The organism is Lacisediminihabitans sp. (assembly GCF_043726815.1).
Classification (GTDB): Bacteria; Actinomycetota; Actinomycetes; order Actinomycetales; family Microbacteriaceae; genus Lacisediminihabitans.
Map to the genome: position 1 here is coordinate 13,373 of NZ_JAYSJZ010000105.1, position 14,890 is coordinate 28,262.

The following is a 14,890-nucleotide window of genomic DNA, read 5'->3' on the forward strand; positions in this document are numbered from 1 at the left end:
GCCAATATACCTGTGCGTCGAGAGTTGCAGCGCGAGCGGCCTCCGCCGACGCCCCGAATGCCGCAGCTAGGCTGGACGCCGGATGCCACACGACCCGATTCTCGAAGTCCCCGACTCGTCCGGCCAGCCTGGGCCGCGAGCGACGGTCGGCGTGCGCGACGGGCGCCGAACTCCGTGGACCCCGGCGACGCTGCACTACGGGTCGCTGGTGCTCGGGTTCGTCGCGCTCCTCTGGATCGGACGCGACCAGTGGTTCTTCGGCGACGACTGGGCGATCCTGGTCCCGCGACTGGATGCGAGCATCCTGGTGCCGCACGTCGGCCACTGGAACATGTCGCCGGCGATCGTCTTCCAGCTGCTGCGCAACTGGCTCGGGCTCGGCTCCTACCTGCCGTTCCTCGCGCTCGCCGTGCTCGCCCACGTCGCCGTTGTGCACCTGGTCTGGCGAATCCTGAACCGGGTGGGGGTGCAACCCTGGCTCGCGAGCGTGTTGGGCATCGCCCTCCTGCTTCTCGGCGGCGCGTCGGAGAACATCTTCTGGGCGTTCCAGTTCGGCTTCATGGGCGCGATCGCCCTCGGCCTGTGGGTGCTCGTGCTGTTCGACCGGCCGCGCCTCAACATCCCGCTCATCCTGGTGCTCTCGCTTCTTGCCCCCACCTTCTCGGGCACCGCCATTCCGGTGCTCGCCGCCGCGGCCGTCGTCGGCGTGGTTCGGCACGGCTGGTGGCGCACGGGGCTTCTGCTGGTCCCCACGGCCGTCAGCTACCTGCTCTGGTACCTTCTCGTCGCCCGCGGCTACGCGGTGCCGGCCGCCGGCATCACGACGATCGGCGGGGTGGCCAGGGCCGGGCTCTACGCGGCGGCGATGTACGGGGGAGGGCTCGGGCGGGGCCTGCCGGTGATCTGGCTGGGCGTGATTCCCGCGCTCACGACGACGGTCTGGGTGATCAGGACAGTGCGACGCGGTCTCGGGTCGCGAGCCACGGCGGCCTACGCCCTGGTGGCGGGGTCGCTCGTGTTCGTGGCGCTCACCACCTACTCGCGCATGTCGTTCGGGATCTCGGCCGCCGCCTCCGAGCGCTATGCGTACCTCGTGATCGTGTTCCTGCTGCCGGCTCTGGGCCTTCAGCTCACCTGGCTCGCGGCTCGCGGCAGGAGAGCTTTCGCCGCGGTCGTCGCCGGTCTCGTGCTGATCATCGGGTTCAACACCGTCGACCTGGTGCTCGAGGCTCACGCCCAGGCGGTGCGGGAGACGGGCAGCGAGAAGCGGATCGACGCGGATCTCGCGCGACTGTTGGAGAAGCCCGGGGACCCCGCGCTGCTCGCGGGGGCCGCCGATGCGACCTGGTCGCCCGACCTGCTCGGGTCGGACCTGTTCGCCCTCTATCGCTCGGGCGAGTTCCCGAAACCCTAGAGGGCGGCTCGCGCCTTGAGCGGCTCCCACCAGGCGCGGTTGTCGCGGTACCACTGCACGACATCCGCGAGGCCCTGCTCGAAGGGTACGAGCGGCTCGTAGCCCAGCTCGGCCTGGATCTTGGAAATGTCCACGCTGTAGCGCAGGTCGTGGCCGAGGCGGTCGGCGACCCGGTCGACGTACGACCAGTCCTTGCCGGTCGCGTCGAGCAGCATCTGGGTGAGCTCCTTGTTGGTGAGCTCAGTGCCCCCGCCGATGTTGTAGATCTCGCCGGCCCGGCCGCGGGTGAGTACCATCGCGATGCCGCGGGTGTGGTCGTCGACGTGCAGCCAGTCCCGGATGTTGTTGCCCTCGCCGTAGAGCGGAACGTGCTTGTCGTCGATGAGGTTGGTGACGAAGAGCGGGATCACCTTCTCGGGGAAGTGGTACGGCCCGTAGTTGTTGGAGCAACGGGTGATCGAGACGTTGAGTCCGTGGGTGCGGAAGTAGCTGCGCGCGAGCAGGTCGCTGCCGGCCTTCGACGCGGAGTACGGCGAGTTCGGTTCGAGCGGTCGCTGTTCGTCCCACGAGCCCTCCGCGATCGAGCCGTAGACCTCGTCGGTGGAGACGTGCACGAAGCGCTTGAGTCCGCTGCGCAGGGCCGCATCGAGCAGCTTCTGGGTGCCGAGCACGTTCGTCTCGACGAAGATCGACGCGTCGCGCACCGAGCGGTCGACGTGGGACTCCGCGGCGAAGTGCACGACGGCATCGACGCCGGGGAACAGTTCGTCGAGCAGGGCGGCGTCGCGGATGTCGCCCTTGACGAACGTGTACCGGGGGGAATCGGCCACCGAGACGAGGTTCTCGAGGTTGCCGGAGTAGGTGAGCGCGTCGAGAACGACGACCTCGGCACCCTCGAGCCCCGGGTAGGCGTCTTCGATGGTGCGGCGAACGAAGTTCGAGCCTATGAAACCGGCGCCGCCGGTGACGAGAATTTTCATGGGGAGTGTTGCCTCCTTGGCAGAGTCCTGACGATTCTAGTGGTGGCCGGCCCGGCGCCTGAGGAGTGCGGAGCGCGCGGAGAGGCCGACGGTGAGGGTGGCCCGCACCGGCCAGAGCAGCGCGCCGGAGTACTTCTTGTTGAGGAACCGGCGTGCGCTGTCGTGGTGAGCCGAGATCATGCGCGCCGAGTCCTCGTTGGTGGAGTGGGCGCCCGTGTGGGTCACCACCGCCGCCGGTTCGTAGACGTTGCGGTAGCCGAGCTTGCCCAGCCGGTAGCCGAGATCCACGTCTTCGAAGTACATGAAGAAGCCCTCGTCGAATCCGCCGATCTCGTCGAAGGCGCTCCGGCGCACGAGGACGCAGGCGCCGGAGAGCCAGCCGGCGTCCCGCCGCACGGGGGCGAGGTCAGAGTCCCGGCGATACGCCTTCGTCCACGGGTTGCCGAGCCACAGGTTTGCGAACAGGGCGTGGCCGACGCCCGTGCGCAGGGACGGCACGGACCTGGCCGACGGGTAGACGACACCGTCGGTGAGGATCGCCGGCCCGACCGCGGCGATCCGCGGGTCTTCCGACCCGGCCGCCACGAGGACGTCGACGGCCCCGCGGCCCAACTCGACATCCGGATTGCTGATGAGCACCCACTCAACCTGGGCGGGAAGGGCGCGGATGGCCGCATTCATGCCGCCCCCGTAGCCGCGGTTCTCGGCGAGCGGCAGGTACCGGGCGGACGCCCGGCCGGCGAGGGATGCCACGAGGTCGCCGTCCTCCGGCTTGTTGTCGGCAACCACCACGACGAGCTCGTCTGTGCTGCTGGCCGGCACGGAGGCGAGAAAGCCCTCGAGCACATCGCCGGAGCCGTAGCTCACCGTGACGACAGCCACCTTCGGCGAAATTGGGGGCTGCGAGGAGGATGCCATCGGTAGCCCATCATACTTCTAGGCTAGATTGTTCCGAGATTCACGGTAGATCGTGAGCGCCGTGAATGAAAGCCGAGGATGAATGAACTACCTGCGAGAAGTCTGGGCCTCGCGTGAACTACTGTTCAACCTCACATCACGAGAGGTCCGCGGCCAGTACAAGCGAACGATCTTCGGGCAGCTGTGGTCCCTCGCGAACCCACTGGCGCTCATGCTCATCTATACGTTCGTCTTCGGACTCATTTTTCGGAGCAACCCCCGACCGGGAGACCCCAGCGGGCTGGACGTGTTCGCACTGTGGCTGCTGTGCGGACTACTGCCATGGACCTTCTTTTCCAGCGTGATCAACTCCGGAGCCGGGTCGCTTCTGGCCAACGCGAATCTCATTCAGAAGGTGTCGTTCAGCAGGATTGTTCTGCCGCTCTCCACGGTCGGCGCCAACGCGTACAACTGGGTGTTCGAGATGGCCGTGCTCCTTATCGCGATCACCATCGCCGGCGGATTCGTGCTTCCGTGGATACCGCTCATGCTGGTGATCATGGCGATCCTGGCGATCTTCGCCGCTGGCGTCGGTCTGCTGCTCTCCATCGCGAACGTCTACTTTCGGGACACCCAATACCTTCTGTCGATCGTTCTTCAGCTCTGGTTGTACCTCACGCCCATCATCTATCCCCTTGAGCTGGTCACGGCGAAGTCGAACGAAGTCGGCGGTCTCGCAGGCACGCCCATCACGATTGCCGGAATCTACTCCCTCAATCCGATGGTCCACTTCGTGACAGTCTTCCGTGAGCTGCTCTACGACAACCGATGGCCGGACGGGATCGAGTGGCTGATTTGCCTCTGCTGGGCGTTCGGAGCTCTCGCTCTCGGAGCCTTCGTGTTCAGGCGGAACGAGCGGAAACTGGCGGAGACCCTGTGAACGACGTAGCTGTTCGAGTCGACCACGTCACGAAGACATTTCGCATGTACCACGAGCGCAATCAGAGCCTCAAGTCGGCCATCATGCGTCGCCGGACCTCGGTGCACGAGGACTTCCTGGCTCTCGAGGACGTGACCTTCGACGTGCCGGTCGGATCGACATTCGGGCTGATCGGCAGCAACGGGTCTGGCAAGTCCACACTGCTCAAATGCCTGTCGAACATCTATTACCCGAACTCGGGGTCGATCACGCACTACGGCAAGATCGCCGCGATGCTCGAGGTCGGCTCGGGATTCCATCCGGAGCTGTCGGGTCGCGAGAACATCTTCCTCAACGGATCGATTCTCGGGATGTCGCGCAAGGAAGTGTCGCGCAAGTTCGACGAAATCGTTGATTTCTCGGGGGTCGAACAATTCATCGACCAGCCGGTGAAGAACTACTCATCGGGAATGTACGTGCGACTCGGATTCTCGATCGCGATCAACGTCAACCCGGACATCCTCGTCGTGGACGAGATTCTCGCGGTGGGCGACCAGGAATTCCAGGACAAGTGCTACCAGAAATTCCGTGACCTCAAGAAGGCCGAGAAGACCGTGATTCTGGTGAGCCACTCGATGGGGGCGGTTCAGTCGATGTGCGACAACGTCGCCTGGCTCGACCACGGGCACCTTCGGGCGGTCGGAGCGGCCGAACCGACCATCGAAAGCTACCTGAGTTCGCTCCACACCGAACCAAGCTGACCACGAGTCGCGATCCGCGCCCAGGCGCGGCGGATTCAACCGAAGATAGGATCGACACCGTGCAAATCCGAGAACTCTCGATTCCCGACTCCTACGAGGTGACGCCGGTTCAACGCGCGGACGACCGGGGGGTCTTCCTCGAGTGGTACCGGTTCGATCATCTCGAAAACGCCGTGGGCCATCCCCTGTCCCTTCGGCAGGCGAATACCTCCGTCTCGCAGCGCGGCGTCGTTCGCGGCATTCATTTCGCCGATGTCCCACCCGGCCAGGCGAAGTATGTCACCGTCACGCACGGAGCGGTCCTGGACTACGTCGTGGACATCCGGGTGGGCTCTCCCACCTTCGGCCAGTGGGATTCGGTGCTCCTGGACACGGTGGATCGCCGGGCCATTTACATATCGGAGGGCCTCGGCCACGCATTCGTTGCCTTGACCGATGACGCGACCGTGAGTTATCTCGTCAGCGACGTGTACAACCCCTCCCACGAACACGGCATCAATCCTCTCGATCCGGATATCGCGCTGATCTTTCCGCCAGAGGCCGGCGAAGCGCTGCTGTCCCCGAAGGATCTCGAAGCTCCATCACTCCGCGAGGCGGAGAGGAGTGGGCTGCTGCCGCTCTGGAAGGATGCTCGCGACTTCTACAGCAGCCTCGACCGGACGGCGAAGGCCTAGGCGATGCGCGGGATCATTCTTGCCGGCGGGTCCGGATCAAGGCTTTGGCCGATTACCCGTGGCATCTCGAAGCAGCTCATGCCGATCTATGACAAGCCGATGATCTACTATCCCCTGTCGACTCTGATGATGGCGGGCATCCGAGAGATCCTGATCATCACCACGCCCGAGTACAACGAGCAGTTCCGTGCACTCCTCGGTGATGGATCCGATCTCGGCATTCGTCTCGAGTACGCCGTGCAGCCGTCCCCGGACGGACTCGCCCAGGCGTTCATCATCGGCGAGGAATTCATCGGCGACGAGAGCGTCGCGCTGGTCTTGGGCGACAACATCTTCCATGGCGCCGGTCTGGGGACCGCGCTGAGGGCAAATGGCGAGATCGAGGGCGCCCTGATCTTCGCCTACCACGTGAGCAATCCCACCGCGTACGGGGTGGTCGAGTTCGATGAGAACTTCACGGCGCGCTCCATCGAAGAGAAGCCGGTGCGCCCGAAGAGCAATTACGCGGTGCCCGGGCTGTACTTCTATGACAACGCCGTCGTCGAGATCGCGAAGTCCATCGAGCCGAGTGCCCGCGGCGAGCTGGAGATCAGCACGGTCAACGAGCGCTATCTAGCCCAGGGTGCGCTGCAGGTGAAGGTGCTTGATCGCGGCACGGCGTGGCTCGATACCGGCACGTTTGAATCGATGATGCAGGCCTCGGAATACGTGCGGGTCATCGAGGATCGCCAGGGTTTCAAGATCGGCTGCATCGAGGAGATCGCCTGGCGCGCCGGCTGGATCGACGAGACGAAGCTGCTCGAGCTCGCGGCGCCACTGGCGAAGAGCGGCTATGGGGAGTACCTGCAGCAGATTTCCCGAAACTCGCACTTCGGCGAGTCGATTGCGCCCAAGTCGGCGGTTTGACAGACTCGAACGACTGTTCAGGCCCGAAGGAGCACCGATGACAGGCGACATCACGACGGCCATCACCCCGGGGATCGGGGCGACCTCGTACTGGCAGCCGAATCATCTGGTGCCTTCTGCGTGGCGTGAGCACGCTCCGTTCGCGTTCTGGCTGGTTGCCGCAACGCGGCCGCAAACCATCGTCGAGCTCGGAACCCACAATGGCTATTCGTTCTTCGTCTTTGCGGAGGCAGCGAAACGGCTGGGCCTCGACACTCGCCTCTTCGCGATCGACACCTGGCAGGGGGACGATCAAGCCGGACTCTACGGCGAAGACGTCTATCAGTCCGTGGCACGGATCGCCCAGGAGAACTACCCCCTGTCGACAGAGCTGGTGCGCTCGTACTTCGGCGAGGCCGTTGCCCGTTTCGACGACGGGTCGATAGACCTCCTGCACATCGATGGCCGGCACGGCTACGAGGACGTGCGCGAAGATTTCGAGGCCTATCGTGCCAAGCTGTCCCCCCGCGCGGTCGTCGTGTTCCACGACACGCAGGAGTTTCAGCCGACCTTCGGCGTACACCGCTATTGGAAGGAGCTCTCCGAGCAGGCTCCCTCGTTCGAGTTCCACCACGGCCACGGGCTCGGCGTGCTTGCGTACGGTCCAGACGCACCCGCCGAGGTGCGGGAGCTCATCCAGCATGGTGCCGATGACCCTCAGCCGATTCGAGACTTCTATCAGGCTCGCGGGGCCGAGATCAGTCGGCGAGCCGACGACAGTGATCGCTTGATTGCATTCGAGCTGGAGACGGCGAATCTTCGTCGCGAACTCGCCGCCTACGGTCACGAGCTTGAGGTGTCTCGTGCGCATCTGGAGCACGTGCTGGCAAGCACGAGCTGGAAGTTCACTGCGCCACTTCGGCGAATAACGGGGTTGTTCACCAAGGCGCAGTAGGCGACGTTCCGCCGAGGCGGCCGGCCAGCCGACCAGCCGACCAGCCAGCCAGCCGACCAGCTAGCCGATGATGTTGAGCCCCGCCAGCGCTCCATCCGAGGCCACCCACACATAGCTCGCCACGCCGTAGGTGCGAACGATCCAGTTCAGGGTGTCCACGTTGGGCACCTTCGACAGGCTTCCACCCGACGCCAGGAACACCTGCTGGCTCGAACGTTCGCGCACGAAGTGAGGCGAGAACTGCGACCCGACCACGGAGAGGCCGGTCCAGGCCTGACTCGGGACAGCGGTGAACACCGACTGTGCGCCATAGGTGCCTGCGCTGACCTCCAGCCAGCCACCGTCGATCGAGACGAAGAACCGTCCATCTGCGGTTGCGCGGAGTGGCATGGTCCCCTTGGAGGGGACCAGGGCGAAGGATGCCGGCTGGAGCGACTTCGCCTTGCTCCCCACGGTGCCGGCCACGGCGGCGGGCGCGAGGTCGAAGGCCCCGGCTCCGCCGACCGCGCGATAGTGACTCAGGCCGTCCGTGACCGGTCCCGCACCGAGCACGGGTGGCCCTACCGGACGCCCCGCGAGCAGTTCGTTCGACACCACGGTGGTCGTGGACGGGATGCCGAACGGTGCGAGAACGCTTGCATCGGGTGTCTGACGGCGTTGGCCGCCCTGCATCAACCACACGCTCCCGTCGGCGAGCTGTGAGAGCGCCTGCAGCGTGCCCCCATTGCCGAGCTTCGACAACTGCGCGAGGTCGACGAGGGGCAGCTGGTCGCAGTTCATCCCGAAGTCGGCGACCTGCGCGCATCCCGTGAACCGGTAGCGCTTGCCAGAGTCGATCAGGTAGGAACTGGTGTCGGTGACCTTGACGGCGCGTTGGGCGGCGGGCCGCTGGGAGTACGCGTCGAGTTGGGCCTGGGTGATGTCCTGAACCGGACCGAGCGGTGCGTAGAGGCTCACCAGGCCGGCCGGGATCGGGTAGCGCTGGGCTCCAGCGACAAGGTACTGGTCTTGGGTCCCCGTGACTCGAACCAGGGTGTACGGCTGCGGGAACATCGAGTCGATGCCAGCCAGACCGCCGTTTGCAGCGAGCCAGATCGTCGGATTCACGCCGAAGGTCGACGCCAGCCAGCTGACGCTCGATGTTGCCACCGGTTGGATGTAGCCACCGGAGGCCAGCATGATCTGCGCGTTTGACCGCTCCCTAATGAAATGCGCGCCGAACTGCTGACTTGCCACGGGCAAACCGGTCCACGCAAGGCTCGGCATCGCGGTGAATCGAGAGGTGCCCCCATAGGTCGAAGCCGCTACCTCGAGCCATCCGCCGTCGGAAAGAATGAAGGTGCGACCGTTGCTCGCGACGCGGGTCGGCAGCACTCCCGTGATCGAGGGCAGTCGCACATAGGATTCGGGTTGAATCCGGTACGCGCTCGAGCCGAGGGAGCCCGCTGCCGAGCCGGGGGGCAACGTGTAGGTCAGGCCGTTGCCGCCGACAGTGCTGAAGTTGCCCGCCCCATTGGTGAAGAGGCCGGGGCCGACCATAGGCGGACCCAGTTGCAATGGCCCGATTGAGAAGTTGGTGAGGCCAGAGACCTGCGGCCCGATCCCATAGGGCGCCAGGACCGACGGATCGGGTACTTCATGGCGGACTCCGTTCTGCATCAGCCACTTGCTGCGGTCCGGCAGCATCACGAGGCTTCGTAGGTCGCCCGCGCTCACCAGCTTGCTGTTGAGGATCGACGAGGAGATCACCGGGAGGCCGACGCAGGACATCCCGAAGTCGACGATCTGCTGGCAGCTGACGAAATGGAATCGCCAACCGCCGTCGATGAGCCAGGCCGATCCGTCTGTCGACACCAGTCCGCGCTGCACGGCCCCGCCGTCCGGGTAAGAATTCAGCTGTGTTTGGGTCATCGCGACGGGGCTGCCGAATGAGGCATACTGCGCGAGCATGTCGGCCGACGGGAACAAGTACCGGCGCCCGCTGGCGACCAGATAGACGTTCGAGGTACCGGTCAGCTGGGCGAGCACGATCGGCGGCCCGGTCGGGGAGCCGAACCAGTCGGACCAGAGTCGCCAGAAGTTGCGGTTGCCATAGCTGGAGCAGCCGTCGCCGATGCCGTACATGTTCGCCAGGGCAGCGGCATTCGGCTGATACGGCGTGTAGATGTAGAGCGCGGCTGTGGCGTCGTTGGCGATGTATACGGGGGATGAACCGCAGGCCGAGTTCGGCGAGTAGAGGATGTTGTTGACCGCGCGCGCCTTGTAGTTGAACGAGCCGGGGAACGCACGGTACACCTGCAGCTGCCGGGCTCCGTAGTACACCTGATAGAAGAATCCGGCGTATGCCGGGTTGCACGGCGCGGTGTCCGGGCAGTTGAACCCGGTCGCATGGGCCCAGGCCGACGCCGAAGGAGAGTGGGAGGAGATGAGCCCCTGCTCCTTTTCGAGCAGCACGAGCAGCGTCTTCTGGCTGATGTTGCAGGCCGCGCCGACGCGGGCGATGATGCTGGCTGCTGACTCACCGCTGTTACCCGTCATCGGACTGCAATATGCCGTCCCCGGCATGCTCGGCGTGTCCTGCGTGTAGTTCAGAATGCACACCCAGCCCGTGCTGCAGCCGGAGTTGCGGGTTTGGAGGAAGTTCTGCACCCCGGGCGCGCTGAGGGCGGTTCCGTCATAAAAGTTGGCATCGCTGACGATGTATCCGGGATTCCAGTCGGATGCTGCGGCCGCGCTTGCGGGCTCGGCGACCAGAATCGGCGCGGCGACGACTGTGCCCATCGCCAAAGCAGCTACGACCAATGTTCCGATCGCTCGTCGGAAGACCCCATGCGCGCGCGCACGATTTGCCCCCTGAATACGCATTCCCAATTTGTCCCCTGACTGAGCGTCTCGCTTCGATTATGAAGCATCGACGGCCGAAAGGCGCTCAGGACGACGGGGGGAAATTCAAATGACGTTCCGCGATTTGGAGAATGACGACGTCCGGGTGGTGCTCCTTGGCGAGCCCCGGAATGTCAGGTTGAGCACTTGGCGCCCCGTCGAGGTTGTGCCGCACCTGCCAGGTGCGGGCGAATGATTGCATTACCGGGATGGAGAGCGACGAGCCAAAGGAATCCCGAACGAACAGGGCAGTGTGAGGCGTTTGGGAGCCAGCCGTCGTGGTCTCCGCGGGGAGTTTGAGGAGGTCGGTCGGGGTCGTGCCGGCGACCGTGGCCGTCACGCTGTCGTTCGTCCTGATCGTCACCGGCTTGAGCGCGGAGACGTATATCGGAGTTGTCACGTTCGGCGCCGGATTCGGGATTCCGAACTTCGCGAATTCGTTTGCATCGGCCGAGATCGTGACTCCGTCGATGGCCGGCGCAGACAGACCCGACAGGCGGGGAGACGTCGTGACTATGCACTGGGAGATCGCTTGCCAGCCGACCCATGCGCCGTAGTCGGTCCAATGACTGTTCGTCTTGCTGAAGGTCTGATGGGTTTCACTCGCGGTACGGAGCTGGGCGCGGATGTCGACGATCGGCAAGTCTGGAAAGCTCGCCTCGAGCTGGTCGAGGGGGCCAGAGCCGCGAATCTTCTGCGCCCAGTCGGGCAATTGCTGTGGGTAGACGTCCCACTTTGCCGGGGTGATGACCACATAGAGCGGAATGTTCATGGCCGCAAGACTGTCTCGAAGCTTCGCGAGATGATCATGCCATTGCGTCGCCTCGACCGTCGAGAGGTTTCGACGTCCGAGGGCCTGCGAGAAATTAGCGGCCTGGATGTCACCCCAGTCGACCCAGCCGTCCTTTTCCAGCACATAGGGCTGTGAGAGTTCAGCCTGGTGCGCGTTCCACACGGCCTCTGCCTTCGCCTTGTCCGATGCACTCCCGAGCCAGGGTTGCTGGTGCGGAGCTTGCACGGCGGGGTGGCATACGGAGGGAAGCGCACCGACGGTCTTGCTCGACAGGCTCGACTGAATCGAGGCGGGCGAAGGCGGCTTCGCGGCCGCAGCGGCCTGTCGGTGCGAGGTGACCGCGCCGATGATGGCCGCGACGAGCGCGAGCGTCACCAGAATGATGAGCGGCACGTATCGGAGCCGATTCCACCGCTGGGACAGCGACTGCTTCGGAGGGAGTTCGCGAAGACTCATTGGTCAGCACCCTTGGCGGGCGAGGAGGAGGCCGCAGGCTTGGCCGGCATGATGACGGCCGCGGCGCGGCGCGTCACGCCCACGAGCCACTCGTTGGCCGGCGTCAATTTGTCGAGGGCTTGGCTCAGGGGCCGCGGCGTCCAGTCCTTGAGGCTCATCGCCGGTTTTTCTATCAGGTGCCAACTCAGGAACGCAGCGACATGACAGAGCACCACCACTACAAGGTGATAGACGAGCCAACCCTGGTTCTGCAGTCCGTAGTAGGCGACGAGAGTCATGATGGGCCACGCGAAGATGTAGATCCCGTAGGAGAAGTCGCCGAAACGCTCCCAATTCTTGAGGATCGTGACGCGGGTGGCGAACCACATGAGGAAGTAATAGAAGGCATACTGGCCGAAAACCAGCCAGCCACCCTTGCCGTAGGTGAGCACGGCGAAAGCGAGCAGCCCAATCGCCAACCGACCGTCGAGCGGGATCTTGTCGGCGTACAGGGCGAAGAGGATTCCGAAGGCGAAGGGCGGCAGTAGCAGCAGGATGTAGATGTCGTGAAAGAGCGGCAGAGCGGCGCTTAGGTCGCCGATGCGCAGCCACTGGAGGGTCGACAGCGCGATCAGGGCCACAGCGATTGCAGCGCCTATCTTTCGGTTGACGAGCGCTCCGATCAGGCCGAGCACGCCGACCGCGATGTACGCGCTGAACTCGTAGGAAAGGGTCCATGCCGATCCGTTCCAGTCGCGGCTGCCGAGCAACTGGAAGTACGGAAGCTGTTGCCCGAGGCCCGCGATGTTTCGCTGGCCGAGCAGAAGAAACATGTTGTTCGAGAAGTAGGTGAGCGGCGACTCGGTCGATGACGAGAAATAGCCGGAGAGGGGACCCACCCGATGCATCCATGCGATGGGCGCGAGTACGAAGGCGGTGACGAGTAGCGCGACCCAAAATGCCGGGAAGATGCGCAGGACGCGTCTCCAGAAGAAGCGAAGCAGCGAGGAGCGGCCCATCCTGCTCTTGGTAATGAGGAATCCGGAGAAGAAGAAGAATCCGCCGACGGCGACGCCTCCGAGCGATTGTTCGTCGCTCCACTGCGTCCCCAGGTCGTGCCCTCCATAGAACCCGCCGATCGGGCCGGCGTGGGAGAAGATCACGAGAAAGGCCATCAGCCATCGGATGAATCCGATGCTGTTCCCGCGCGGGTCAAACGTCGCAGCCAGTGTGTTCATTCCGTCCTGCTGTCCCGTCTGATCTTGTTTGCGGCTTTGCGCTGGCGGCGGCGGCGAGCGCGAAGCGGCTTGGTCGCCACGAGGAGCATCTTCGACAGAATCGGATGGAATCTGAGAATGAGATAGGCGATCACCCGGAGCTGGCCCCCATCGACGAGCCGCACAAGCGGTCGCATCGCGTGGACCTGGTCGTAGGCGTACCCGTTGAGGCCAGCACTCATCTGGTCGAGCTTGTATTCGAGAAACGTGTGGCTGATGGCCGCGTACCCGGTGTTCGCGACGGTTCGAGTGTGATAGCCGAGTTCCGCCGCCGCGTAGGTGACGAGTCGTTCCTGTACGTGAGACAGGGTGCCGTCGCCGTATTTTCCTTCGGCCGCGTACTGGCCGAAATCCCACTCGTGGTCGGCCAGGACGGCGAGCGCCTCGGGGCGGGCGATGAACATCCCTCCGTAGGGAGCGAGCGGAGACGACTCGTCGAGCGCAACGCGGATGCCGAGCATCTCCTTCACCTCTTCGGCGAAATCGAAGTTCGTGAACCAGGCATTTCCCATGGTGGGATAGCCGATGTGGATCATCGGCGGGTACACCACGCCAAGACCGGGCTCACGCTGGAACAGTCCGAAGACATTCGCGGTGTAGCCCGCCGACTCGAGCAGATTCTCCAACTGCTGGCGCTTGAAGAAGGTGCCGGCCTGGCCGTCTTGCGCCGACCGCTTGGAATGGATCTTGACGACCAGTTCGTACTCGCCACTCAGCAGCACGTCCCTGCAGGTCACGTAGAACGCGCTCTGGTCGCGCCCCCGGTTCGACTCCACGAGCCTCACCTCGGACCGCCCTATCGGCACGTCGTGACGGCGAGCGATGGTCGCACGGATCGAATCCGCCTTCTCGTCGGTGGTTGTCGTGACGACGAGGTCGAACGTGGCGGGAATGGTGGCTAGCCGATCGAGCAACTCGTCCATCATGTCGTCGTAGTAGGCATGAACGATGGCGACGGTGCGGAGCGGGCGCTCACGGTCGTAACCGACCTCCTGCGATGGCAGGATCTCCATCATGGACGCGTTGGTGTGAAGTACCTTCGCGGTTGCGCTTCGAGTCATGCTCTGCCAGATGAATCGTTCCGGGTAGCCGGTCGAGGTTGCCGATTCCACGAGCCAGCGTCCGATGATCGCCTCGCGATCGAGATACAGCGGATCGTGGAAGAACGGTCGGCGTTTGAGAACGGGGCAGCCGTCGTCGAGGAGCGTCATCGCATTGTCGAAGGCGGGGTGCATGCTGGGGGCGTAGTCCTCGTGGGGATACGCGACGGCGTACGCGTGCCCTTGTTTTTCGAAGTACTCCGTGAACCGAGACTCGTGGTGCAGGATCGACTCGCTGTAGGAGGTGATGGCAGGCATCTCCCTCCAGTAGCGCTTCCATTCTTCGCTGACGAATAGCGAGCGGCGGGCGGCGATCCAGTGCGACTGGATGTGCGAGGGCATCACGCCCTTGAGGCTCAGCGGGTTGGGGTCGGTCGGTCCGTGGTCGGTGATGCCCCAGAAGCCGACCTCGAGAGCGTTCATCCGCTCGAACAGGGGCTCGAAGGGCCGAACCGGACCGAACCAGGTGTAGTTCATGAGGATGAGCTCGTCGAAGGCCGAGAGCCGCTCTTCGCCGAACTGTTCGAGCGCCATGGCATAGCCGCCGACGTCGAATCCGATGTTGTCGCGCAACCACACCTCGTCGGCCACTCGGTCGAGAGTCGCGCGGCCGGCATCGGTCACCGTGCCGTTGACGATCACGACGATGTGCTCGGCGAAGGGCCGGAGACGCTCGAGCTTGTATGGGATGTAGTCATCAACGTTGCCTCGCTCGTCATACAGGAGGTAGAAGATGACGCGGCGTCCGTTGCGCGGAAATGTGTTCTCGGTCGTCATGTATGGCTGCGCAGTGCTTCCGGTAAGGACGGACCCTGAAAGGACGATTCGTCCCCGTGATAACGGGTTTGGACCAGTTGAGTGTACCGGACCCACCCGTGAGCGGGGTGGACGCTCCTCTCTCTTGCGGCGCCCCTTCA

At 64.2% G+C, this 14,890-nt stretch carries 12 protein-coding genes; 6 read left to right on the forward strand and 6 right to left on the reverse strand.

What is annotated here, in order from left to right; all coding sequences use genetic code 11:
• The first annotated feature begins 82 nt into the window (after window positions 1–82).
• Window positions 83–1,414: a hypothetical protein gene (locus ACHZD8_RS16070; protein ID WP_394771435.1), complete on the forward strand. Its 1,332-nt coding sequence runs from the start codon at window positions 83–85 to the stop codon at window positions 1,412–1,414.
• Here ACHZD8_RS16070 and rfbB read toward each other — a convergent pair.
• Together rfbB and ACHZD8_RS16080 are read right to left on the reverse strand one after the other, a co-directional pair.
• A complete protein-coding gene (gene rfbB / locus ACHZD8_RS16075) occupies window positions 1,411–2,394 on the reverse strand; it encodes a dTDP-glucose 4,6-dehydratase (RefSeq protein ID WP_394771436.1) in 984 nt (327 codons plus the stop codon). The two genes, ACHZD8_RS16070 and rfbB, sit on opposite strands and share 4 nt — an antisense overlap.
• Window positions 2,395–2,430: 36 nt before the next feature.
• Window positions 2,431–3,312, reverse strand: coding sequence for a glycosyltransferase family 2 protein (locus ACHZD8_RS16080; RefSeq protein ID WP_394771437.1), 882 nt, complete (start codon window positions 3,310–3,312; stop codon window positions 2,431–2,433).
• A gap of 82 nt (window positions 3,313–3,394) precedes the next feature.
• On the opposite strand from ACHZD8_RS16080, the gene ACHZD8_RS16085 reads away from it, so the two are divergent.
• Genes ACHZD8_RS16085 through ACHZD8_RS16105 form a run of 5 tightly spaced genes read left to right on the forward strand, consistent with a single transcriptional unit; the run spans window position 3,395 to window position 7,485 of the window.
• Window positions 3,395–4,231, forward strand: a complete 837-nt coding sequence (locus tag ACHZD8_RS16085) for an ABC transporter permease (protein ID WP_394771438.1) — start codon at window positions 3,395–3,397, stop codon at window positions 4,229–4,231.
• On the forward strand, window positions 4,228–4,971 hold the full coding sequence (locus ACHZD8_RS16090) for an ABC transporter ATP-binding protein (protein ID WP_394771439.1): 744 nt from the start codon (window positions 4,228–4,230) through the stop codon (window positions 4,969–4,971). Before ACHZD8_RS16085 ends, ACHZD8_RS16090 begins: the two co-directional genes overlap by 4 nt.
• A gap of 59 nt (window positions 4,972–5,030) precedes the next feature.
• Window positions 5,031–5,645, forward strand: coding sequence for a dTDP-4-dehydrorhamnose 3,5-epimerase family protein (locus ACHZD8_RS16095; protein WP_394771440.1), 615 nt, complete (start codon window positions 5,031–5,033; stop codon window positions 5,643–5,645).
• A gap of 3 nt (window positions 5,646–5,648) precedes the next feature.
• Window positions 5,649–6,551 carry a glucose-1-phosphate thymidylyltransferase RfbA gene (gene rfbA, locus ACHZD8_RS16100; RefSeq protein WP_394771441.1) on the forward strand — a complete coding sequence of 301 codons (903 nt, stop codon included), beginning with the start codon at window positions 5,649–5,651 and terminating at the stop codon, window positions 6,549–6,551.
• A 37-nt stretch (window positions 6,552–6,588) separates the two neighbouring features.
• Window positions 6,589–7,485 carry a class I SAM-dependent methyltransferase gene (locus tag ACHZD8_RS16105; protein WP_394771442.1) on the forward strand — a complete coding sequence of 299 codons (897 nt, stop codon included), beginning with the start codon at window positions 6,589–6,591 and terminating at the stop codon, window positions 7,483–7,485.
• 60 nt (window positions 7,486–7,545) lie between these two features.
• Here ACHZD8_RS16105 and ACHZD8_RS16110 read toward each other — a convergent pair whose 3' ends face one another.
• The 4 genes from ACHZD8_RS16110 to ACHZD8_RS16125 all read right to left on the reverse strand — a co-directional run bounded on the left by ACHZD8_RS16110 (window position 7,546) and on the right by ACHZD8_RS16125 (window position 14,750).
• A complete protein-coding gene (locus ACHZD8_RS16110) occupies window positions 7,546–10,266 on the reverse strand; it encodes a hypothetical protein (RefSeq protein ID WP_394771443.1) in 2,721 nt (906 codons plus the stop codon).
• 148 nt (window positions 10,267–10,414) lie between these two features.
• On the reverse strand, window positions 10,415–11,554 hold the full coding sequence (locus ACHZD8_RS16115) for a hypothetical protein (protein WP_394771444.1): 1,140 nt from the start codon (window positions 11,552–11,554) through the stop codon (window positions 10,415–10,417).
• A 59-nt stretch (window positions 11,555–11,613) separates the two neighbouring features.
• A complete protein-coding gene (locus ACHZD8_RS16120; RefSeq protein WP_394771445.1) occupies window positions 11,614–12,834 on the reverse strand; it encodes an acyltransferase family protein in 1,221 nt (406 codons plus the stop codon).
• Complete coding sequence (locus tag ACHZD8_RS16125; RefSeq protein ID WP_394771446.1) at window positions 12,831–14,750, reverse strand: rhamnan synthesis F family protein; 1,920 nt, start codon at window positions 14,748–14,750, stop codon at window positions 12,831–12,833. Before ACHZD8_RS16125 ends, ACHZD8_RS16120 begins: the two co-directional genes overlap by 4 nt.
• Window positions 14,751–14,890 lie beyond the last annotated feature (140 nt).